Consider the following 23,024-nt stretch of genomic DNA (forward strand, 5'->3'; position numbering starts at 1 on the left):
GATAAGGGCCTCATTATGCAAATTCCTTCGTCATTGCAATCATCGCTGCTAGGTCAAAACCAGAAGGGTGAGTTAGCAGGGCATTTACTGTCGTCATTAACGACCTATAAATATCCTGAACATGGTCCGTCGGTTTTAGAAGTGGTGGATATACAAAAAAAGTTCCAACACTTTCAGGCCCTAACGCATATTAATTTAGACCTGAAAGCTGGCGAGTTCGTGAGCTTTTTGGGACCTTCTGGATGCGGTAAAACCACATTGCTACGCATAATTGCGGGTCTAGAAAAACCTGATTATGGAAAGGTTATAAAAAAGGGCGCAGACATTACGTTGTTGAGTGCTGAAAAGCGTCAATGTGGCATTGTGTTTCAGAACTATGCGTTATTTCCAAACTTAAACGTTGAAGAAAATATTGCGTTTGGCTTAGACAAAAAGAAATGGGATAAGACACAGTGTAGTCAAAGGGTTCAACAGTTATTAGAACTGATTGAATTACCCGATATTGCTAAAAAATATCCAAACCAATTGTCGGGTGGGCAGCAGCAACGTGTTGCGCTTGCTCGGGCAATTGCTCCGAATCCAGATATTTTACTACTGGATGAACCATTGTCTGCTCTCGATGCACAAGTACGTCTAAACCTAAGACAAAAGATCCGTTCGATTCAAACGCAGCTTAATTTGCCAACCATTATGGTCACACACGATCAAGAAGAAGCATTAAGCATTTCTGACCGTGTGGTGGTGATGAATCATGGCGTCATTGAGCAGATTGATACACCGCACAATATTTATTACAAGCCACAAACCCAATTCGTTGCCAAGTTTATTGGCACCATGAATTTTTTAGAAGCCACTTGTTCGGTAGTTAATCAGCTCGAGGTTTTAGGTTTTATTGCTCTAAATTTTGAACAGCAAAAACTTAAAGCTGGGGAAAATTACAGCATTGGTTTTAGACCCGAAGCAGTCGAGTTAGTTGATGATTTTGGTAGTGATAAAGAATCGTTGTATTTGCCAGTTAAAGTAATAAGCACTGAATTTTTAGGCGCAAAACGTCGTTTGTTTTGCACTATTCATATCGATGGAATTGAGCAGGCAAAGCACCTTTTGCAAATTGAAATTGAAAATACCAAGTTCAAATCTTTGCAAGAACTGATGTTTATAAAAGTGCCTAATCAGCTCATTCATGTCTTTGACGAACAAGGGTACGCACTATGTTAAATGAAGCTGCTTCAGCGGTTTTAAAAACACAGCCGCGTCGAAAAACTGAATATTCATTAAGATCAAATATTGCTTTAGCTGCCGTCGCAATCGCTTTGACTTTAGCAATTATTGCTCCTTTAATGATGCTGTTTGAAACCGCATTTTTTGATGAAAATCAAAATTTTGTTGGTCTTAAAAATTTTTATAACTATTTTGCAAGTCCAGCTTTACTCAGCTCTGTATTTAACTCGGTGTGGGTTGCTTGTGCTGCTACCGTCATTACAGTATTTCTTGCCAGTATTTATGCTTTTGCTCTCACCAATGTGAATATAAAAGGCAAAGGCTTCTTTAAACTGGTGGCTTTTTTACCGATTTTAGCGCCGTCACTTTTGCCTTCTTTGGCACTGGTTTATTTGTTTGGTAAGCAAGGTGTGTTTAAACCTTTGCTGGGCGATATACAAATTTATGGTCCAATCGGTATTTTAATCAGTTACTGCTTTTGGCTATTTCCAGCAATTTTAATGTTGATGATGGTGTCTTTTCGCAGTGTCGATCAGCGTTTAATTGAGGCGTCTTTGTCGCTCGGCAAAAATATTTGGAAGACGCATTATCACGTCACATTACCTGCAATTCGGTATGGACTCATCAGTGCAAGTCTGGTGGCTTTTATTTATGTACTGACCGATTTTGGGATTCCAAAAGTCATTGGCGGTTCATTTAACATGATGGCGCTTGATGTCTATAAACAGATTATTGGTCAGCAAAATATGAGCATGGGTGCAGTGATTTCCATCTTGTTGTTGTTACCAGCAGTTTTTGTATTCATTTTCGATCGTATTCAAAGCAAACGCCATGCACGGTTTCAAGCTTTTCAGGCTAAACCTTATGTTTCAGCATCGAATAAAAAACTTGAAGTCGTTCTGAGCTTATTTTGTGGTTTAGTTTCAGGTGCGATTTTACTGATTATCTTTACGGCAGTGCTCGCTTCATTCATTCAGTCTTGGCCTTATGATTTGTCTTTGACCTTAGCTCATTACAGTTTTGAATATGTCGATGGCGGCGGTTGGGCAGCATACTTTAACTCAGTTCGCATGGCACTCTTTAGTACGGTTTTTGGAACAGCACTCATTTTTATGGTGGCGTTATTAACCGAACGTTTTAAGGCACATCCATTTATTAAAAACTATGTGCAAGCTTTGGTTTTATTACCCCTTGCTGTGCCGGGGCTGGTTCTAGGTATTGCTTACATTTTGTTTTTTAACCAGCAAAGTAACCCGTTAAATGTGTTGTATGGAACCATGACTATTTTGGTGATTTCAACCATTGTGCATTATTACACCGTGCCACATCTCACATTAACCAATGCGATTAAACAGATTCCGCTACAGCTCGATCAGGCAGCAGAAACTCTAGGAACATCGAAGTGGAAAACCTTTTGGAAAGTGTATTTGCCCATGTGTTTTCCAGCGCTATGCGATGTATCGGTCTATATTTTTGTGAATGCCATGACGACTGTGTCGGCTGCGATTTTCCTTTATTCACCAGACACCAGTTTAGCTGCGGTAGCTGTTTTAAATATGGATGATGCAGGAGATACGGTTGCTGCTGTTGCCATGAGCATTCTAATTTTAACCACCTCATGTGTTGTAAAACTCATTCACTGGTTATTTACCCGAAAAATTATGGCAAGAAGTCAGCAATGGCGTGAAAGCTCTCACTAAGCTTTAACTAAACACAATTTTTATTTAACCGACTGAAACGAAATGCTTTGTTCAACAAGGCAAGGGTTTATTCATCCTAAATTTCGCAAATTGGAAGTCTTATGAATAACGCACAGTTTGATTTAATTGTTGTCGGAGCCGGTATTTTAGGTCTATCCGCTGCCATACAGGCACAAGAACAAGGCTTAAAAGTTTGTATCTTCGAGAAAAATGCCAAGCCTGTGGGCGCAACTCGCCGTAATTTTGGCATGGTCGGAACTTCGACCTTAACCCATCCAGAGCAACAGTGGCGAAAGTACGCTCTTGAAACGCGTTCTTTTTATCAACGCATTCAGGCTGAAGCCGATATTTCGTTTGCTCAACGCCAAGGTGTCTATCTGGCAAACACGGCACTTGAATGGCAGGTTTTAAATGAGTTTGCCGAGCGTGCAAATAATTACCAAATACCTGTGCATTTACGAAGTCATGATGAGCTGGTCACCCAATTTTCCTATTTAAACCCGGAGCAGCAGTTTCAAGGTGGTTTGGTTTTTGAGGAAGATTATTCGGTTGAACCTCATGTGGTTGGGCAACGACTATTGGCATATGCACAAAGTCAAGGTGTAGAGATTTATACCAATGCCTGTGTCGTTCAAACCCAATATCAGCAGGAAAGCTGTCGGGTTAGTTTGGCAAATAGTATGACTTTTCGGGCAAATAAAGTTTTGATCTGCCACGGTGAAGTCATCGAGGTTTTATATCCAGATCTCTTACAAAGTTTGAACTTGAAACGTTGTGGCTTACAAATGGCGCTGACTCAACCATTTCAACAAAAATTAAATGCTTCTCTTTATTCAGGCTTATCTATTTCACGTTATCCAGCTTTTGAAATTTGCCCAAGTCATGCGGAGTTGGTTAAAGCGTCACAACAGGGATTCATAAAAGAATTCGGTATTCATATTCTGATTAAACAAAACGAATTTGGCCAACTGATCGTAGGCGATAGTCACGAATATCATCCGATTAATGAAGCGCCTCAGTTCGAGCAGCGTGAAGAGATTAATGAGTTTATTCAAACGTACTGCCGCCAAAAACTAGGGCTGACTTTAACTCCAATTCAAAAACGTTGGAATGGTTATTACCTGACCCATGAACATGAGTTGGCCTGCGTCACTGAAGCTGAAAAAAATATCTTTCTGGTGAGTGCGATTGCTGGCAAAGGCATGACCACAGGGGCCGGATTTATGAAAGAAGTATTAGAACAAAATATTTACTAGTTTGTCATCTGGTTTAAACCAGATTGATGTATATTGAAATGAACGCAAAAGAAATGAGTAACATTATGAACATGCAACCCCAACTCGATATGGATTTAGAGAACAAATATTTGCTTCTTACTCCAGGACCATTATCAACATCGGCAACAGTACGTCGTGCCATGCAAAAAGATTGGTGTACTTGGGACCAAGAATACAACTCGCTGGTACAAGATATTCGTAATCGACTGGCCAACTTGGCAACCAGCCAACCTGAAAAATATACGGCTGTGTTAATGCAAGGCAGTGGAAGTTTTGCTGTGGAGTCTGTACTTGGGTCAGCTATTCCGCGTGATGGCAAAATCTTGATCATTAATAACGGCGCATATGGTGCACGTATGGTGGAAATGGCGCGTTGCTTAAATATTAAAGTGATTGAGCTGAACTATTTAGAAACCCAAGCACCAGATTTACAAGAAATTGAGCACGTTTTAAAAGATAAAACCATTAGCCATGTTGCTTGTGTGCACTGTGAAACCACCACAGGAATTTTAAACCCGATTCATGACATTGGCTGTTTAGTTAAAGCGGCAGGAAAAATCTGGATTGTGGATGCCATGAGTTCATTTGGTGGTGTGCCTATGGATATTGCTGAGCTTGAAATTGATTTTCTAATTTCAAGTGCAAATAAATGTATTCAAGGTGTTCCGGGTTTTGGTTTTATTTTGGCAAAGCGTGATTGCCTAGAAGCATGTAAAGGTTTAGCTCGTTCAGTAAGTCTCGATTTGTATGACCAGTGGAATACGATGGAGCAGCATAACGGTAAATGGCGTTTTACTTCGCCAACCCATGTGGTGCGTGCTTTTTATCAAGCCTTACTTGAGCTTGAGGCAGAAGGCGGTGTTGCTGCACGTTATCAACGTTATTTACAGAGCCAACAAACCTTATCTAAAGGTATGCAACAACTAGGCTTTGAATTGGTATTAGGCAATCAAGCACCCCAATCACCCATTATTACCACATTCCTTTACCCAACAGCCGAGACATTTAGCTTTCAGTCCTTCTACGAAACCCTGAAAAAATCAGGTTATGTAATTTATCCGGGCAAAGTCACTGACCTTAATTGTTTCCGTATTGGCAATATTGGCGAAGTTTATATTCATGACATTGAAGGGCTTCTTGCTGCGATTGCGAGCTACTGTGAAAACCATCTAAATCAAGCTGTAACAGCATAATTTTTATTAAAACATTTGAATTAAAGGGAATACACCATGACGACCAACAATACACAAATTCAGGCTGTGGTTTTTGACTGGGCTGGCACAACTGTAGATTTTGGTTCACGCGCACCGATTTTGGCTTTTATGGCTTTATTTAAAGACAATAAAATTGAAATTACGGTCGAAGAGGCGCGTGCGCCAATGGGTTTAGAAAAACGTGACCATATTGCAGCAGTTTTAAAAATGCCGCGTGTAGCGACTGCATGGCAGGAAGTATATGGTCAGGCGGCAACTGAAGCAGATATTGACCGTTTATATAAAGACTTTATTCCGTACCAGTTAAATTCTATTCCGAAATGTTCTGCTTTAATTCCGGGTGCATTAGAAACGTTTGAAAATATTAAAAAGCGTGGTGCAAAAATTGGTAGTAATACAGGATATGCATCCATGATGATTGGTCGTTTGGTCAAAGATGCTGCCGATCAGGGCTATCGACCGGACTGTATCGTTACGGCAAGTGACGTGAAATATGGTCGTCCATATCCTGAAATGTTGTGGAAGAACTTAATTCAACTCGATGTATCCGATATTAAAACCGTTGTAAAAGTAGATGATACCGTGGTGGGTATTGACGAAGGTTTAAACGCAGGGTGCTGGACAGTAGGACTTGCGATTAGTGGTAATGAAGTCGGCTTGAGCTATGAAGAGTGGAGTGCATTATCGGCTGATGAACAGATTGTGCTAAAAGATAAGGCATACCAAAAAATGAATGCGTCGGGTGCTCACTATGTGATTGATAGTGTCGCTGATTTGCCAAATGTACTCGATGATATTGAACGCCGTTTGGGGCAGGGTGAACGACCTTAAACAAAGTTTAGGTTTATATATTCTTAAGCTTAGCTCCCTTGGGAGCTAAGCTTACCTAAAAAATTAAAATGAAGAGTAGATACACTCTACATATGTGGAAATAAGGAGTAACTTTGAGGAGTAAATTCCTTATTTCCGGCTAACGATTTAAAACACATGTTTCGATTGTTAGCACCATCAATCAGATAGGCATATGACCTATGTGATAGATCTTTTTATGACTTTTGAGGGTCATATAATTTTTCTTTAATAAATAGGGCTGGTATCACGCCACAAATTAGGTAGGCAGCACCCATCACGACAAAACCTAAACCAATTGAACCGCCAGAGGCTAAGAAACCAATCGTTGCAGGGGCTAAAGCAGCACCTAAACGTCCGACGTTATAAGCACCACCAATGGCTGTACCGCGGATTGCTGTTGCAAAGCTTTCGGTCATATAGGTGGCATTTACGCCATACGGGATGCCGTAGAGGAAACCAAAGGTCACCAGTAAATATAAAATGTTGCTTGGAGAGTTATAAAAAACAATTAAAGGTAGGAAAATAGCAGTGCCGATTGCACCAAAAGCATAGGTAAAACGACGTCCTAATTTATCGGCCATCATGCCCGCAAGAACTTTACCCAAAATCATCGCGGTATATGTACCTACCATATAGGCAGTCATTTCCTTAAATTTCATACCGAGTTCACTTTCAAGGTATGAAGGCATCCAGTTATTTACGCCATAGTAGCCAAACTGTAAAAAGCCTGCCGTTAGCGCCCATAGGATAAACATATTACGGTTTCGTTTATCTTGGAAAATAAGCTTAAATGCCGAGGTTTTTAGAGCATTTTGAGCCACAACAGGTTGTTGTAGTCGAGACTTTTGCCATGCTTCTGGTTCCGGTACAAGAATATGCATGAGGAAAGCAATAACAACAGGAATAATCGCAACATAAAACAGCATGCGCCAGCCATGATCAGGAATAATCCAGCCTGCAAGTAAGGTCGCAACAATATAGCCAACCGTCCAGCCAGCTTGTAGGGTACCCAGTACTGTGGTGCGGTAACGGGTTGGGACATATTCGGCCATGAGGGTATTACAGGCAATATAAAGTGAACCCAAACCCAGTGATGCAAAAAATCTTAAAATACCAAACTGAAGAAAGCTTTGGGTGAAACCTAAGCCACAGGTGAGGAGTGAGAAAATTAAAATAGAAATAACCACAATGCGCACACGACCAAATTTATCGCACGCCCATCCCCCAAAAATTCCACCAACAGCCATGCCTGCCAATGTGAAACTGCCAAGCATACCTGCTTGTACTGAACTTAATCCAAAATCTGCCTTAATACTATTTAAGCTATAAGACAGTAGCATCAAATCTGCCCCATCTACCAACAGTGCTAGAAATGCAAAAATAAATGCTATTTTCCACGTATGAGGCTGTATACGGGAAAGACCTTCTTTGTAATTTGTAGCCATAATCCATTACCTACATTTGATAAAAAGCACTTCAAGTCGTTTTGAAGCGCTTAAAATTTGATTAAGACGCAGCGCGAATCATGTTTCGGGCAATAATCATTTGTTGAATTTGAGTGGTCCCTTCATAGAGACGGAACAAACGAACATCTCGATAAAAACGTTCAATGGCGTATTCACTGATGTAACCCGCGCCGCCGTGAATTTGTACGCAGCGATCAGCAACGCGGCCACACATTTCTGTTGCAAACATTTTTGCGCATGAGGCTTCGGTGCTAACGTTTTGACCTGCATCGCGTAGGCGTGCAGCGTCTAAGACCATACATTTAGCTGCATAAATTTCAGCTTTTGAGTCGGCAAGCATGGCTTGAATGAGTTGAAATTCGGCAATCGGTTGTCCAAATTGCTTGCGTTCGATGGCGTAATTTAAAGAATCGTCTAGCATTCGTGTTGCTGCGCCGACACTCAAAGCCGCAATATGCAAACGGCCTTTATCGAGTACTTTCATCGCAGTTTTAAAACCAACACCTTCAACACCACCAATGAGTGCCGAAGCAGGAATACGACAATTTTCAAAAATCACATCACAGGTATGTGCGCCTTTTTGCCCCATTTTTTTATCGCGTTTGCCAAGAAAAATGCCCGGAGTTTGGCTATCGACAATAAAAGCAGAAATACCACTAGTGCCTTTAATATCAGGGTTTGTACGTGCCATGACTGTAAATACACCAGCGTGAGGAGCATTGGTGATAAAGCGTTTAGTACCATTTAAAATGTAAAAGTCACCGTCTTTTACAGCGGTGGTTTTTAAAGAGGCAGCATCAGAACCTGCATCCGGTTCGGTTAAGCAAAAAGAACTGATCACTTCACCACGTGCTAAACGTGGCAAGAAAAATGATTTTTGTGCTTCGGTCCCATCAATAATCAGGCCACTTGAGCCAATGCCATTATTGGTCCCAATGAGAGAGCGAAAAGCAGGAGAGGTACGACCTAATTCAAAAGCCACATAGACTTCTTCTTCCATCGTCAGGCCAAGACCTTCGTACTCTTCAGGAATGGTTAAACCAAATAAACCGAGAGCTTTCATTTGCTCAACGATATCTTGAGGAATTTCATCCGTTTCAGCGACTTCATTCTCATGAGGAATTAATACACCTTCAACAAATTGTCGAATCATATCAACAAGTTGATTTAAGGTTTCCTGATCTCGAATCATAGTCTCGTCCTTTTACTACATGCAGAAAACATCAATGTGATGTTCGTAAAATCACCAATATTTGAAGCGATAGTAATCAAAGGATGAACGCAAAACAATATATTTTGAAAATTAATTTCGCAATGCGATACTTTGTTGTTGATTTATGTTTGGCTAATTTATTGATTTATTTAAGCTATATTTTCTTATAAAAAATCATTATTTTTAGTGGAAAATTAAAGTTTGATTTTTCAAAAGAGCTGTGTATATTAAAAATATATATCGCTATGCGAAATTTTAAATGGATAAGTTTTCCTATAGGAAATGAGTCACAAAATATAGTGGGATGAAGATGGGTGCTTTAAATGGAATTCGGGTGCTTGACTTAAGTCGGGTATTGGCTGGGCCTTGGTGTGGACAGATTCTTGCAGATTTAGGTGCAGAAGTAATTAAGATTGAAAGACCAAGAGTCGGTGATGACACCCGTTCTTGGGGGCCACCTTGGATGAAAGATGATTCTGGCCAAGACACTCAAGAAGCTGCATATTATCAGTCTACCAACCGCAATAAACTATCTGTTGCTATCGACATTGCGAGTTCTGATGGCCAAGAATTGATTAAAGCTCTCATTCAAGACACCGATGTCGTGATTGAAAACTACAAAGCGGGTTCTTTAAAAAAATACGGTTTGGACTACGAATCTTTATCTGCGATTAACCCTAAACTGGTGTATTGCTCAATTACAGGTTTTGGTCAAAATGGCCCAAGAGCAGAAGAACCTGGTTATGACTTTATTATTCAGGGCATGGGCGGACTCATGTCTGTTACGGGTGAGCGTGATGATTTGCCCGGCGGTGGTCCACAAAAAGTAGGGGTCGCATTTTCTGATTTAGCTACAGGACTTTATTCTACGATTGCCATACAGGCTGCTTTACTCAACCGTCATGTGACGGGTTTAGGCCAATACATTGATATGGCTTTGCTTGATGTTCAAATTGCCACAATGGCGAATCAGGGAATGAATTATTTATCATCAGGAAATATCCCTAAACGTTATGGCAATGCACACGCTAATATTGTGCCTTATCAAGTGTTCAAAGCTTCTGACCGTGATTTTATTATTGCATGTGGAAATGACACTCAGTTTATTCAACTCTGTCGTAGTATTGGGTTGCCCGATTTACCAAATGATGCGCGTTTTGCCAGAAATGCAGATCGAATCAAACATCGTGATGAAATTATCGAGATTTTACAAACTCACTTTTTAACAAAAACAGCAGATGAATGGGTAGATGCAATCTATGCGGCTAAAGTTCCCGTAGGTGTAATCAATAACTTGGAACAAGCTTTTCAAGAGCCGCAAGTGATTGCCCGTGAAATGTTAGTCGAGATGAACCATCCTCAGCGTGAAAAACTGAAGGTAATTGGGTCACCAATCAAACTTTCTAGAACACCCGTTGAATACAAAACAGCACCGCCGCTGTTGGGTGAACATACGCAGGCCGTTTTGGGAAGAGTGGTTTCTTCAGAAAAGCTGGCTGAGCTCAAAGAAAAAGGTGTAATTGGGTAGGTGGCTTAAAAGCGGAAGGTTAAAATTATATTTAAAATCAGAAAATAAAATATTTAATCTTTCGCTTTAATGAGTTAAATGGAGTTATCTTTTAGATGCAGACTCGGATGTTTGCTCTTTTGCTATTTATAGAAAAAATAGATTATAATTTTCGCAGTGCGAAACAAAATATGGATTGGTATGACAATGAACGATGCAGTTGATGCAGAACAGACAGAAAAATTATTAGCGCCTTTAAGGCATGAATTATTACATCCGATTGAAGACATGCAAGATGAAAATGATCGCCAATTTATTACTGCATTAGCACGTGGTTTAGAGCTATTACGTTGTTTTACACCGAAGCATCAGCATTTGGGTAACCAAGAGCTTGCTCAGATGACAGGTTTGCCAAAACCAACCATTACTCGCCTCACACATACCTTGTCGCGTTTGGGTTATATCAAACAAGTACCTAACTCAAGCAAATTCCAGCTTTCAGTTGGCGTTCTTGCGTTTGGTTATTCCATGCTGTCTAACGTGTCGATTCGCTCTATTGCTCATCCATATATGAAAAATTTGGCAGACTATGCTGGCGCTGCTGTAGCCATGGCAACACGCGATCGACTGAATATGATTTACCTTGATGTGGTACAAGGTAAAGGCAATATGACCATGCGCCGTCAAGTCGGAACTTATTTACCGATTCATTTAAGTTCTATGGGGCGTGCATGTTTAGCTGCAATGCCTGAAGACGAAAGAGAATTTTTACTTGATGCCATCCGTAGCAAACACAAAGAAGACTGGATCAAAATTAACCGTGATCTAGATAAAGCTTTCAAAGATTACCAAGATTTTGGATACTGTTTTTCAATCGGTGAATGGCATAAAGATGTCAATTCGGTTGCAGTTCCACTGATTCATGAACAACATGGTTTGCTGGTGTTCAACTGTGGTGGTCCAAGTTTTATTATGAACCGTGAAAAACTTGAAGAAGATATTGCACCGCGTCTTTTACACATGGTGAATAATATTCGTACCGAGATTAGCTAAACGTATTTGATTTATTTATAAAAGCCAGCTTTGATCTTCAATGCTGGCTTTTTAGTGGGTGAGTTTTAGGCTGTTTGGCTGTGAAAGTTCGGTTTCCGTTTTTCTTTGAAAGCACTTAATGCTTCTTTAAACTCGGAACCTTGCAAACAACGCGAGAAAATAGTCGACTCATGATCAATACGATTGAGTAGATCATCAATTGGCATATCTCTTAGTAACTTTTTGCTGAGCTGTAAGGCTTGGCTTGGTTTGTGAGCAAGTTTAATGGCCATATCTTCAACCGCTTGATCCAGCTCAGTTGCCTCAAATATTTCATTCACCAAGCCATAATTTTTTGCTTGGTCTGCCGAAAACTTTTCACCGAGTAAAATAATTTCCGAAGCTCGAGCAAAGCCCAATAATCTTGGCAGGATGTAACTTGAACCCGCTTCAGGTACAAGTCCCAAATTCACAAAGGGGAATTGGAAAATAGAGTTTTGGCTTGCATACACAAGGTCGCAATGTAGAAGCATGGTGCTGCCAATACCAATTGCTACACCATTTACTTTAGCAATAATCGGTTTTGGAAACGTTGCTAAGCTTTTTAAGAAAACAATCGAAGCGGGTGGTTCGGAACTGGTGGTATCGCGTTTTTCAAATGCGTTTACATCATTGCCGCTGGTAAATGCGGAGTCTTCACCAGTCAGCACAACCACATGAATGTCTTGATTAGTTGAAGCCTCATCTAATGCCTGACTTAGGGCCGCATACATTTCGTAATTAATTGCATTCTTTTTAGTGGGATTACTCATGGTGAGCGTTAGTATATTTCTATCAAAATACTCATGAATTGTGCCTGTTTTAAGCTGGTTTTGAGTTTTGTTGTCCTGCTGCATCATTCATTCCTTTAACTAACTTTCTGTCTAAAAATTAAACTCATTAAAATAATGCTATCGAAAAATTATTCCGTTATCAATTATTTTGTTTTATATTGTGGTATATAATTTTGTATTGTGAAATTTTACCTTAATTCGCTTTAAATGTAGACAGGATTTATGCGTAAATAAGTATCTAGCCCTGCTAAGGAAATGAGAGGCTAGCTATAGAACAGTGAGTGGAAAGAATATGAAGACCAAAATTACAGAATTATTTGAAATTGAGCATCCTATTATTCAAGGCGGTATGCATTATGTTGGTTTTGCAGAGCTTGCAGCTGCGGTTTCAAACGCGGGCGGGTTAGGCATTATTACTGGCTTAACTCAGCGTACGCCTGAAAATTTGGCAAAAGAAATTGCACGTTGCCGAGAAATGACCGACAAGCCTTTTGGGGTAAATTTAACCTTTTTACCTACGGTGAATACTCCTGATTATCCGGGTTTTGTAGAGGCAATTATTAAAGGTGGAGTCAAGATTGTAGAAACAGCAGGGCGTAATCCTGAACAAGTCATGCCGTATTTAAAGGCTGCTGGTATTAAAGTAATTCATAAGTGTACTTCGGTTCGACATAGCTTAAAAGCTCAGCAAATTGGGTGCGATGCGGTTTCTGTAGATGGTTTCGAGTGCGGTGGTCATCCCGGTGAAGATGATGTGCCTAATATGATTTTATTGCCTTTAGCAGCCGATGCATTAGAAATTCCATTTGTTGCTTCAGGTGGAATGGCAGACGGACGCTCACTCGCTGCTGCATTAGCGATGGGAGCAGATGGGATTAACATGGGCACACGTTTTATTGCGACTCAGGAAGCTCCCGTACATGCAAATGTGAAACAGGCGATTTTGAATGCAACCGAACGAGACACGCGTTTAATTATGCGTGCTTTGCGAAATACAGAACGTGTCATGAATAATGCTGCTGTAGAAAAAATCGTGGCAAAAGAAAAAGCACTTGGCGATAACATTAAATTTGAAGATATTATTGAAGAAGTTGCAGGGGTTTATCCAAAAGTGATGATTGATGGCGATGTAAATGCAGGTGCATGGTCATGTGGGTTAGTGGCTAGCTTGATTCATGATATTCCGACATGCGATGAACTGGTTAGCCGGATTGTCAAAGAGGCAGAAGATATTATTCGTGGTCGATTATTAGGGCTTTTATAACGAACCATTAACCTACTTTATATAAGATCAGCACAAGCTTTAATTGTGCTGATTTTTTGCATCATGTACACAATAATAAAGACATAAAACGGCAAAAATTAAACCCAAAATACAGACACCTGTCCATCCGAAGTGTTTCCAAGCATAACTTCCTGCCGTTGTGCCTAAAGCGCCGCCAGCAAAGTAACCCGTCATATAAATCGCGTTAAAACGTGAGCGTAGTTCTTGATTAAGTTTAAATACAATACTTTGGTTGGTGACATGCACAGCAGAAAGAGAAGCGTAGAGAATGAGTAAGGCAATAATATAAAAAGCGAAATGGTAGGGTAAAAGTGAAAAAAGAATCCAACTTATAATAAGCCCGAGGCCACAATAAATTGAAATTTTATGAATGTAGCCTTGATCAATAAATTTACCTGAAAAATTGGCAACGAACGTCCCTAATACCCCAACAAAACTGAAAAGGCCAATGGTAAAGTCGCTAAAAAAATAGGGTGCTGGAGCCAAAAGCAACGACATGGTGGTAAAGGTTAAACTTACACAAGAAAATGTAAAACCACCAATATAAGTTCTGGTTCTTAACCGCCGATTTTGAATAAAAATCTGTGGTAAAGAGCGAATAGTTTTTGCATAGTTTTCAGATTTGGTTGGTGGAAATAACCCGATATTACGATGCAAAATAATGGCAATGATGAGTAACAGAAAACCACTGACCAGATAAATAATATTCCATGCAAAAAGTGTAGACATTAGCCCAGAAAGGGAGCGGGCGAGTAAAACCCCCATCATCAGTCCACTCAGTAGAAAGCCAACGACACGACCGCTTTGTTGAATTGGAACTAGACTTGCAGCAAGCGGTAACAACAGTTGGGCTGCACTAGAAAATAGGCCAGTAATGACAGTACCAAGCAGTAAAAGATAAATATTGTGCGAAAAACCGCTAATAATTAATCCACTTGAAGCCAATAACATAAAGATAAATAGCAGCTTGCGCTTTTCTATTATGTCCCCTAATGGCATTAAAAAGAGTAAGCCACATGCGTAGGTGATTTGGGCTAGAGTTGGCACCCACGCTGTAGTTGTTTCAGTTAAATTTAGACTTACACTAATTGAGTGAATAAGTGGCTGACTAAAATAATTTCCACCTGTACAAATGCCTGCGGCAATTGCCATTAAAATAATGGTTGGGGTATAGAGTGCGTTTTTCATCATGCCTATCGTCATAATGAAAGTGGAACTTTAATCAACACAACCATGACTGTTTTAAGCAAGATTGTTAGTGCGTTTCATTCAAAGCATCTTGAATATTGTGCACCATGTGGATTAAACGTGGTCCAATTTCACCTTCAAGTTTTTCCGGATTTAAATGAAAACTTGGCGCACCACAGTTAAAAACATAAAGACCGTGTTTCGAACTGACCAAAGGTACAGCCACCGAGTTCACTTCTTTATGCCACTCACCTAAAGACAAACAATATCCATAATCTTGATAATCACGGAAAGCTCGTTCTAATGAGCGTTTTATGGCTGGCCAGTTTTCGGGATTTTTTTGTTTCAACGCATCAAGTAGAAAATTGCGCTCACGTTCAGGGGTCGCAGCCAAGCATGCTCGGCCCATAGAACTACTATGAATTGGCAAAGTCGAACCAATTGGACGGCGCATATTTAAGGCTGTTTCAATTTGCACAACATCGATATACACCATATTTAAGCGATCACGCGTTGCCATCGCCACAGGCGCTTGAACATACTGGCTCATCTCTTCCATATATTGATGAGCAATATTACGAATCGAGATGTTAGATAATGCTGCGTATCCTAAAGATAAGACACCAATATCTAGTGTGTATTTGGTCGAGTTAGGCAATTGTTTTAAATAACCTAATGACACAAGGGTATTGGTAATACGTGCAATGGTCGGTTTAGGTAAACCTGTCATTTTTGCTAATTCTTGGTTACCAAGCACCTGATTATTTGCAGAAAAGCATCTTAAAAGTTCTAAACCGCGCGCTAAAGAAGCAATAAATTGCGGGTTATTTTCCCGATGTATATGCGAAATAGGATCTAAACGTATCTCATCAAAATTTATTGGTTTTTCAGTTTCCATGTTTTGAGACATTCGATCCTCAAATATAATTAAAGCAATAGTTTTGCCATTATATTTCGCTCTGCAAAATAAATCCATTCATCACTGCGCTGTTGTGATGAATGGATATCTGGTTGAATGGTTATGAAACGTTTTCAATCACCATTGCAAGACCTTGGCCTACACCAATACATAGACTCACCACGGCATATTTCTTCTTACGGCGTATTAGCTCGCGAGCTACTGTTAACGCAAGACGAGCGCCAGAGGCACCAAGTGGATGACCAACCGCAATCGCACCGCCGTTTGGGTTCACACGCGGGTCATTAAAATCAACATTCAAACCTTTTAAACAAGATAAAACCTGTGAAGCAAAGGCTTCATTAATTTCAATAATATCCATGTCATCTAAAGTAAGGCCAGCGCGAGTAACTGCTTTTTTAATGGCTTCAATAGGGCCTGCACCCATAATGCGCGGTTCAATACCCGCAGCCGCGGCTGATAAGATTTTTGCCATTGGTTTTAGGCCATATTTTTGACCCGCAGCTTCTGAACCAATCAACAGGGCTGCTGCACCGTCATTAATCCCGGAGGCATTACCAGCAGTGACAACGCCGCCTTCAAATAGCGGTTTTAACTTTGTGAGCGCTTCAACAGTTGAGCTTGGACGAGGGTGTTCATCTTCAGAAACGAGTTTAGGCGGTAATTTTTTGCCTTGGAAAACCTCAATTGGAGTAATTTCATCGGCAAAGAAACCTTCTTCTTTGGCTTTTTGATATTTGGCTTGTGATTGAGCTGCAAATAAATCAGCTTGCTCACGGCTAATACCAAAGTCGGCTGCAACGTTATCGCCTGTTTCAGGCATTGAATGACCGCCGTACTGAGCAATAATTTTTTTATTTGGAAAGCGAGAGCCAATGGTGGTGTCATAAATTTTTGCATCACGGCTATAAGCACTTTCAGCTTTACCCATCACAAAGGGTGCACGTGACATACTTTCTACACCACCTGCAATATACAGTTCTCCTTCACCACAAGTAATGGCACGTGCTGAGTCAATCACAGCGCCTAAACCACTAGCACATAGGCGGTTTACCGTTTGGCCCGGCACAGTGACAGGTAAACCGGCAAGCAATAGTGCATTTCGTGCCACATTACGACTATCTTCACCCGCTTGGTTGGTGTCGCCTAAAATCACATCTTCAATATCAGCGCCCGGTATACCAGTTTTTTCTAGTAGTTTTTGAATGATAGTGGCAGCTAAATCATCAGGGCGAATTGAGGCAAGTTCTCCCGCATGACGGCCAAATGGACTACGTAAACCATCATAAATATAAGCATTTAACATTAAGAAATTCCTTTTCAAGACTCGTGAGTAAAAGTAAGAGGTAAACGAAGTGCGACACGACGCTGTAACCACGGGCTAGGGCGGTAACGTGGGTCATGGGTAAGTGCTGTTATACGGTTAAGAATGAGTAAGATTTTTTCGCTACCGACTTGATCGCCCCATTCAATTGGTCCAAATGGATAGCCTAAGCCAAGACGTACCGCGGCATTAATGTCATCTACCGTTGCAATATTTTGCTGGGCAATATCGCAACCTAAATTAATGACCATTGCTAAAACGCGCTGCGCAACAAAGCCAATACTTTCAGCAATCATGCTGACCATATTTCCATCTAGATTGAAAATAGAGTGAGCGGCTTGTTGGTATTCAGATTTAGTAATGAGTGAAGGCATTAAGGTACGGTGCTTTGCAATGCCATAAAGCATATCTATAGCAACAGCTTGTTCGGGGTTAACTCCTTGGCGGGTCGCCGCTTGGGTTGTGTCTTCACCGTAACAAGCGAGCAAACATAAGCTATCTGTTTGTGGTTCCGAATTGGTGTCTAGGGCGATATTTTGCTGAGTTAAATAATCTTCGAGCTGTTTTTTATCGTCTAAAAAATCTGCCGCAATCCAAACTTTTGGATATTGTGCTAAACGCTCTACAAACTGAGCAGGTTGTTCACCTGTTTTTGAACCGGTTTCATAGTTATAAAAACCTTGATTAACCTTACGTCCTAGTTGCTTGGCATCTAGCATTTGTTTGGTGAGCGGGTTTGGTTTGTAGCGGGCTTCTTCATAGTATTGGTGATAAATCGACTCCATGACTGGATGCGAAACATCAAGGCCTGTTAAATCGAGTAATTCAAAAGGACCCATTCTAAATCCTACGCCGTCACGTAAAATTCGATCAATTTCACTGATGTCACAGACATTTTCATTTAAAATTTTGAGCGCTTCGGTGCCATAAGCCCGGCCCGCGTGATTAATAATAAATCCAGGGGTGTCCTTCGCTACAACAGGGCGGTGACCAAATGCACGAGACAGATCGTTTAAAGCATCAATAATCCGTGGGTCAGTTTTTAAACCTCGGATGACTTCAACCACTTTCATGAGTGGAACCGGATTAAAGAAATGATAACCGACCACACGTTCTGGTTTTTTGCAGTTTGCCGCAATCGCTGTAATAGAAAGAGAAGAGGTGTTCGATGCTAAAATAGTATTGTCTGAAACAAGGTCTTCAAGCTGTTGCATCAAGCTTTGTTTGATATCCAGACGTTCAACAATTGCTTCTACAATCAGGTCACAGTTTTTTAAATCTTCCAGTTGATGTGCAACAACTAAGTTCTTATTTGCTGCAGCCGCCTGTTCAGTTGTGATTTTATTCTTGTCGACCAGCTTCTGGAAGGTTGCTGCCAGTTTATCTTTTGCCTGTTCAGCTGCACCTGCTTTGGTATCGTATAGATAAGTGATATGGCCTGACTGGGCAGCAATTTGGGCAATTCCGCTGCCCATAATCCCGACACCAATCACAGCCATGCTTTTAATATCATAAGTCATGTTGATCATCCTGATGATTAATCTATATTTGAAATTAAACGGAAAATAGGGTTGGGTAATTTAGCTTAGGCATTGCTTGTCACCATCAATCGGTAAAATCTGGCCTGAAATTGAACGTCCGCTGTCTGAGGCCAGAAACAGGCATAAATCTGCAATATGTTTTGGATCGACAAAGTATTTGAGTGACTGATTTTTCAGTGCGTTTTGAGTCACTTCTTCAAGTGAGGTATGGGCTACATCGGCACGGGCCTGTAATACACGCTGAACCCGGTCACCATCGACCGCACCTGGAAGAATGGCGTTGACTCGAATATTGTCAGAGCCAAGTTCCATGGACAGGGTTTTGGTAAATCCGATCAGGCCCCATTTTGAAGTGGAATAGGCCAATCGGTATGGATAGCCTAAGCGACCAGCAATAGACGACATATTAATAATTACGCCTGCCTGTGCTTTTTTTAAATAGGGAATGGCTAACTGGGTGATCAAAAAAGTGCTATTCAGGTTTAAATTTATAACTGTATTCCAATCTTCAAAACTTAGCTCATCTGCGGCAACAGTCGGGCCTGAAATGCCTGTGTTATTAACTAAAATATCAATACCGCCAAGTTTCTGAACTGCATGACTAAACATGAGTTTAATTTGCTCATGATCAGCTAAATCACAGGTATATATGTGCAGCTTTGGATAGTCTTTTTGAAATTGTTCTAGGCTTTTAGCATTAATATCACAAACGAAAACTTCATCCTGATTGTTTAAAAAGACTTCAGCAATGCATCGTCCAATCCCTGAACCACCTGCACTAATCAATACTTTTCTGGCCATTTTCATTCCTTTGTTATTATGGTTTTAAATTATTTACCTTGATACGACGGCTTACGCTTTTCGATAAAAGCTTGAACGCCTTCATTTTTATCTTCGGTAGAAAACAACAACTGGAATGCTTTTCGTTCTAGCGTTAAGCCTGCATTTAATGGAACATCTTCGCTCATTAAGGCAACTTCTTTAATTTGTTGCAGGGCAATAGGAGGCATTTTTGCGAGGCTTTGCGCCATTTGAATCGCAGTTGGAATAGTTTGGTCATCTTCGGTGACTTGCGAAACAAGACCGATGGTATAAGCTTCTTCGGCTTTCACCATGGCACCCGTCATAATCATGCGCATGGCATGGAATTTACCGACAGCACGGAATAAACGTTGTGTACCACCAGCACCCGGCATTAAACCGACTTTAATTTCTGGTTGACCAAAAGTCGCGCCTTTACCTGCAATAATAATGTCAGCATGCATTGCAAGTTCACAGCCACCACCTAATGCATAGCCATTTACAGCAGCAATCACAGGTTTAGGGCACTGAGCAATCGCATTCCAGTAACGTTCCGTATGACGCAATAACATTTCTGTGGAAGTTGCTGTTGCCATTTCTTTTAGATCTGCGCCTGCGGCAAAGACTTCTTCACCACCTGTGAGCACAACCGCATTGATCTCATCGTTAAAGCTTAATTCGGTAAAAGCTTGTGCTAGTTGTTTGCGAACCTCTGTATTCAGTGCATTTTTTGCTTCAGGTCGGTTTATTTTTACAATCGCTATTTTTTGAATAGAAAAGTCGACTTCTACGAAATTATTCCCTATTGATACACTCATTTTTGAATTCCTTGTTTCGCACATCAAAACTATATTTCTTTTATGATGCTTATTTTGGAATTTATTTCAAGTCTTATTTAGTCCATTAGAGCAATTATGATTTATTAAATAAGCTAAGTTATTGATATTTCGTAATGGTGATTTTTTAAATTTCGTTAAACGAAATTAATTTTCAAAAAAGCTTGAAATTTATATTTTCGTTCTCGTACTATGAAACACATCCGCAGTAAACAAGATTTAAAACATGGTATCCAGACTAGCTGGAGATGGCTGATGGGTACGATGGAAATACATAAAAAGGGAGATCACAGATGATCCGTGATGAAGGGATGTTGGAGCAGTTACTTTCAACAATTCGAGATTTTGTAAAAAATGAATTGATCCCTCGTGAAAACGAAGTGGTAGAGAAAGACAAAATTCCGGATGACATTGTGCAGCAAATGCGTGAGCTTGGTTTGTTCGGTCTTACAATTCCCGAAGAATATGGTGGCTTAGGCATCACTATGGAAGAGGAAGTCAGAGTTGCATTTGAACTTGGACAAACTTCACCAGCTTTTCGTTCTTTAATTGGGACTAATAACGGTATTGGCTCAAGTGCAATTTTGATTGATGGCACAGAAGAGCAAAAGCAGAAATATTTACCACGTTACGCAAGTGGCGAAATTATTGGTTCATTTTGTTTAACCGAGCCTGAATCTGGCTCTGATGCTGCCTCTTTAAAAACCAGCGCAGTTAAAGACGGTGATTTTTATGTGTTAAACGGCACCAAACGTTTTATTACCAATGCACCTCATGCTGCAACTTTTACCGTAATGGCGCGAACCAATCCTGAAATTAAAGGGTCTGGTGGTATTTCAGCTTTTTTAGTTGAGGCAAATACGCCTGGCATTACGTTGGGCAAAATTGACCAAAAAATGGGGCAAAAGGGTTCGCACACTTGTGATGTGATTTTTGAAAATTGCCGTGTGCCTGCTTCTGCATTGATTGGTGGCGTAGAAGGTGTTGGTTTTAAAACGGCCATGAAAGTACTTGATAAAGGTCGTTTGCACATTGGTGCCTATAGCGTGGGTGTTGCCGAACGCATGTTAAACGACGCATTGCACTATGCGATTGAGCGTAAACAGTTTGGTCAACCTATTGCAAACTTCCAGTTGATTCAAGCCATGCTTGCCGACTCAAAAGCTGAAATTTATGCAGCTAAATGTATGGTTTTAGATGCAGCTCGCCGCCGTGACAATGGCGAAAACATTAGTACAGAAGCATCTTGCGCCAAAATGTTTGCAACTGAAATGTGCGGACGCGTTGCTGACCGCTGTGTACAGATTCACGGTGGTGCAGGCTATATCAGTGAATATGCCATTGAGCGCTTTTATCGCGATGTGCGTTTGTTCCGTTTATATGAAGGAACCACGCAAGTTCAACAAATTATTATTGCCAAAAACATGATTAGGGAAGCTACTACCTAATAAAAAACAAATGCCATGAGGCATTGGATGCCTCATGTTCCTTCTGAGGATATGGACATGACAACAGAAACAGTTGCACAAAATACGGCTAGCAGTGAAGCTATCCAAACACCAAAAAAGATTTGGATTACTGCATTTATATTCGCTTTTTTAACATTGTTGTGTGATGGGGCAGACTTAGGTTTTTTGGCATTGAGCCTGACCAGTCTTAAAACAGAATTTCATTTGACGGGTGTACAAGCTGGAACGCTAGGCAGCTTAACGCTTTTCGGTTCCGCTGTGGGTGGTCTGATTGGTGGCTGGGCGTGTGACCGTTTTGGGCGAGTTCGCATTATTGTGTTCTTTATTGCTTATTCTTCAGTTTTAACCAGTGCGCTGGGTTTTACTGATTCTTATATGCAATTTGCAGTTTTAAGAACATTTGGAGCGATGGGCTTAGGCGCACTTTATATTGCCTGTAATATTTTAATGTCTGAAATGGTGCCAACCAAACATCGCTCGACCGTTTTGGCTACTCTCATGACTGGTTATACACTGGGTTCTTTACTCGCGACCTTATTAGCAGGACATATTATTCCTGAACATGGCTGGCGTTTCCTTTACTGGATTGCAATTGCGCCTGTGGTGTTGTCAGTTTTAATGCACTTTTGTGTACCTGAACCTGAGTCTTGGAAAAAAGCGCGTCAATTAAAAGCGTTAGAAGTTGCTCAAAGTAACCAACCTAAAAAACGTCAAAATCCATATTTTGAGATTTTAAGAGATAAAAAACATGGCACCATGTTTGTTCTCTGGATTATTAGTACGGGTGCATTGCAGTTTGGCTATTACGGCGTGAGTAACTGGTTACCTGCTTATTTAGAGTCTGATCTTGGCATCAAGTTTAAAGAAATGGCCATGTATATGGTCGGTACTTTCCTGATTATGATGTTTGCTAAAGTGATCGCAGGAATCGTTGCCGATAAATTAGGACGACGCGCTGTATTTGCTTTTGGAACCATTGGTACAGCACTGTTTATTCCTGTCATTGTCTACTTAAATACCCCAACCAATATTTTATGGATGATGCTGTTTTTCGGTTTCCTTTACGGTATTCCATACGCAATTAATGCCACATATATGACAGAAAGCTTCCCGACTTCGATTCGAGGCTCGGCAGTGGGTGGTGCTTATAACATTGGCAAAGTACTTTCTATTTTCTCTCCATTAACAATTGGTTATCTATCGCAAAATGGTTCTATTGGCTTAGGGCTTTTGGTGATGGCTGCAGCTTATTTTATCTGCGGTGTAATCCCATTGTTATTTATTAAAGACCGACTATTTAACCCGCAAAAGGCAGAGTGACAGATCAATCTGTCACCTTAAATTAA

Annotated in this window: 19 protein-coding genes; 10 read left to right on the forward strand and 9 right to left on the reverse strand. The window is 40.6% G+C overall.

Features of this window, described 5'->3' with window-relative positions:
* The first annotated feature begins 15 nt into the window (after window positions 1–15).
* From RMA94_RS11500 to phnX, 5 genes are all read left to right on the forward strand, one after another.
* Complete coding sequence (locus RMA94_RS11500; protein ID WP_262728796.1) at window positions 16–1,218, forward strand: ABC transporter ATP-binding protein; 1,203 nt, start codon at window positions 16–18, stop codon at window positions 1,216–1,218.
* Window positions 1,212–2,921, forward strand: coding sequence for a putative 2-aminoethylphosphonate ABC transporter permease subunit (locus tag RMA94_RS11505; RefSeq protein ID WP_311082982.1), 1,710 nt, complete (start codon window positions 1,212–1,214; stop codon window positions 2,919–2,921). The genes RMA94_RS11500 and RMA94_RS11505 overlap by 7 nt, the downstream gene beginning before the upstream one ends.
* A gap of 101 nt (window positions 2,922–3,022) precedes the next feature.
* Entirely contained in the window at window positions 3,023–4,177 is a 1,155-nt protein-coding gene (locus tag RMA94_RS11510) for a TIGR03364 family FAD-dependent oxidoreductase (RefSeq protein ID WP_311082984.1), read from the forward strand.
* A gap of 26 nt (window positions 4,178–4,203) precedes the next feature.
* Window positions 4,204–5,391, forward strand: coding sequence for a 2-aminoethylphosphonate--pyruvate transaminase (gene phnW, locus RMA94_RS11515; RefSeq protein ID WP_311080736.1), 1,188 nt, complete (start codon window positions 4,204–4,206; stop codon window positions 5,389–5,391).
* Window positions 5,392–5,427: 36 nt separating this feature from the next.
* A complete protein-coding gene (gene phnX, locus RMA94_RS11520; RefSeq protein WP_017385554.1) occupies window positions 5,428–6,243 on the forward strand; it encodes a phosphonoacetaldehyde hydrolase in 816 nt (271 codons plus the stop codon).
* 215 nt (window positions 6,244–6,458) lie between these two features.
* Here the strand turns inward: phnX and RMA94_RS11525 are convergent, their stop codons facing one another.
* Together RMA94_RS11525 and RMA94_RS11530 are read right to left on the reverse strand one after the other, a co-directional pair.
* On the reverse strand, window positions 6,459–7,709 hold the full coding sequence (locus RMA94_RS11525) for an MFS transporter (protein WP_017385555.1): 1,251 nt from the start codon (window positions 7,707–7,709) through the stop codon (window positions 6,459–6,461).
* Between the two features lie 61 nt (window positions 7,710–7,770).
* On the reverse strand, window positions 7,771–8,922 hold the full coding sequence (locus RMA94_RS11530; protein ID WP_304395426.1) for an acyl-CoA dehydrogenase family protein: 1,152 nt from the start codon (window positions 8,920–8,922) through the stop codon (window positions 7,771–7,773).
* Between the two features lie 331 nt (window positions 8,923–9,253).
* On the opposite strand from RMA94_RS11530, the gene RMA94_RS11535 reads away from it, so the two are divergent.
* Together RMA94_RS11535 and RMA94_RS11540 are read left to right on the forward strand one after the other, a co-directional pair.
* The gene (locus tag RMA94_RS11535) at window positions 9,254–10,471 is read left to right on the forward strand and encodes a CaiB/BaiF CoA-transferase family protein (RefSeq protein ID WP_311082988.1); all 1,218 of its coding nucleotides are present in this window, start codon (window positions 9,254–9,256) and stop codon (window positions 10,469–10,471) included.
* Between the two features lie 186 nt (window positions 10,472–10,657).
* Complete coding sequence (locus RMA94_RS11540) at window positions 10,658–11,503, forward strand: IclR family transcriptional regulator (RefSeq protein ID WP_000996082.1); 846 nt, start codon at window positions 10,658–10,660, stop codon at window positions 11,501–11,503.
* Window positions 11,504–11,568: 65 nt separating this feature from the next.
* Here RMA94_RS11540 and RMA94_RS11545 read toward each other — a convergent pair whose 3' ends face one another.
* Complete coding sequence (locus RMA94_RS11545; protein ID WP_311082990.1) at window positions 11,569–12,378, reverse strand: enoyl-CoA hydratase; 810 nt, start codon at window positions 12,376–12,378, stop codon at window positions 11,569–11,571.
* 229 nt (window positions 12,379–12,607) lie between these two features.
* Between RMA94_RS11545 and RMA94_RS11550 the strand changes: the two genes are divergently transcribed.
* Entirely contained in the window at window positions 12,608–13,579 is a 972-nt protein-coding gene (locus RMA94_RS11550) for a nitronate monooxygenase family protein (protein WP_000850362.1), read from the forward strand.
* A 39-nt stretch (window positions 13,580–13,618) separates the two neighbouring features.
* On the opposite strand, the gene RMA94_RS11555 is transcribed toward RMA94_RS11550, so the two are convergent.
* The 6 genes from RMA94_RS11555 to RMA94_RS11580 all read right to left on the reverse strand — a co-directional run bounded on the left by RMA94_RS11555 (window position 13,619) and on the right by RMA94_RS11580 (window position 20,191).
* The gene (locus RMA94_RS11555; RefSeq protein WP_311082992.1) at window positions 13,619–14,791 is read right to left on the reverse strand and encodes an MFS transporter; all 1,173 of its coding nucleotides are present in this window, start codon (window positions 14,789–14,791) and stop codon (window positions 13,619–13,621) included.
* Window positions 14,792–14,855: 64 nt separating this feature from the next.
* The gene (locus RMA94_RS11560; RefSeq protein ID WP_032052955.1) at window positions 14,856–15,698 is read right to left on the reverse strand and encodes an IclR family transcriptional regulator; all 843 of its coding nucleotides are present in this window, start codon (window positions 15,696–15,698) and stop codon (window positions 14,856–14,858) included.
* Between the two features lie 109 nt (window positions 15,699–15,807).
* Window positions 15,808–17,013 carry a 3-oxoadipyl-CoA thiolase gene (locus RMA94_RS11565; protein WP_130172830.1) on the reverse strand — a complete coding sequence of 402 codons (1,206 nt, stop codon included), beginning with the start codon at window positions 17,011–17,013 and terminating at the stop codon, window positions 15,808–15,810.
* 14 nt (window positions 17,014–17,027) lie between these two features.
* A complete protein-coding gene (locus RMA94_RS11570; protein ID WP_130172829.1) occupies window positions 17,028–18,551 on the reverse strand; it encodes a 3-hydroxyacyl-CoA dehydrogenase in 1,524 nt (507 codons plus the stop codon).
* A gap of 60 nt (window positions 18,552–18,611) precedes the next feature.
* On the reverse strand, window positions 18,612–19,373 hold the full coding sequence (locus RMA94_RS11575) for an SDR family oxidoreductase (RefSeq protein WP_311082995.1): 762 nt from the start codon (window positions 19,371–19,373) through the stop codon (window positions 18,612–18,614).
* A 29-nt stretch (window positions 19,374–19,402) separates the two neighbouring features.
* Window positions 19,403–20,191: an enoyl-CoA hydratase gene (locus tag RMA94_RS11580; protein ID WP_110982186.1), complete on the reverse strand. Its 789-nt coding sequence runs from the start codon at window positions 20,189–20,191 to the stop codon at window positions 19,403–19,405.
* A gap of 311 nt (window positions 20,192–20,502) precedes the next feature.
* On the opposite strand from RMA94_RS11580, the gene RMA94_RS11585 reads away from it, so the two are divergent.
* On the forward strand, window positions 20,503–21,657 hold the full coding sequence (locus RMA94_RS11585; protein ID WP_005304187.1) for an acyl-CoA dehydrogenase family protein: 1,155 nt from the start codon (window positions 20,503–20,505) through the stop codon (window positions 21,655–21,657).
* Between the two features lie 57 nt (window positions 21,658–21,714).
* On the forward strand, window positions 21,715–22,998 hold the full coding sequence (locus RMA94_RS11590) for an MFS transporter (protein ID WP_311082997.1): 1,284 nt from the start codon (window positions 21,715–21,717) through the stop codon (window positions 22,996–22,998).
* Window positions 22,999–23,024 lie beyond the last annotated feature (26 nt).

The organism is Acinetobacter sp. V115_6 (genome assembly GCF_031799025.1).
GTDB lineage: Bacteria > Pseudomonadota > Gammaproteobacteria > Pseudomonadales > Moraxellaceae > Acinetobacter > Acinetobacter pittii.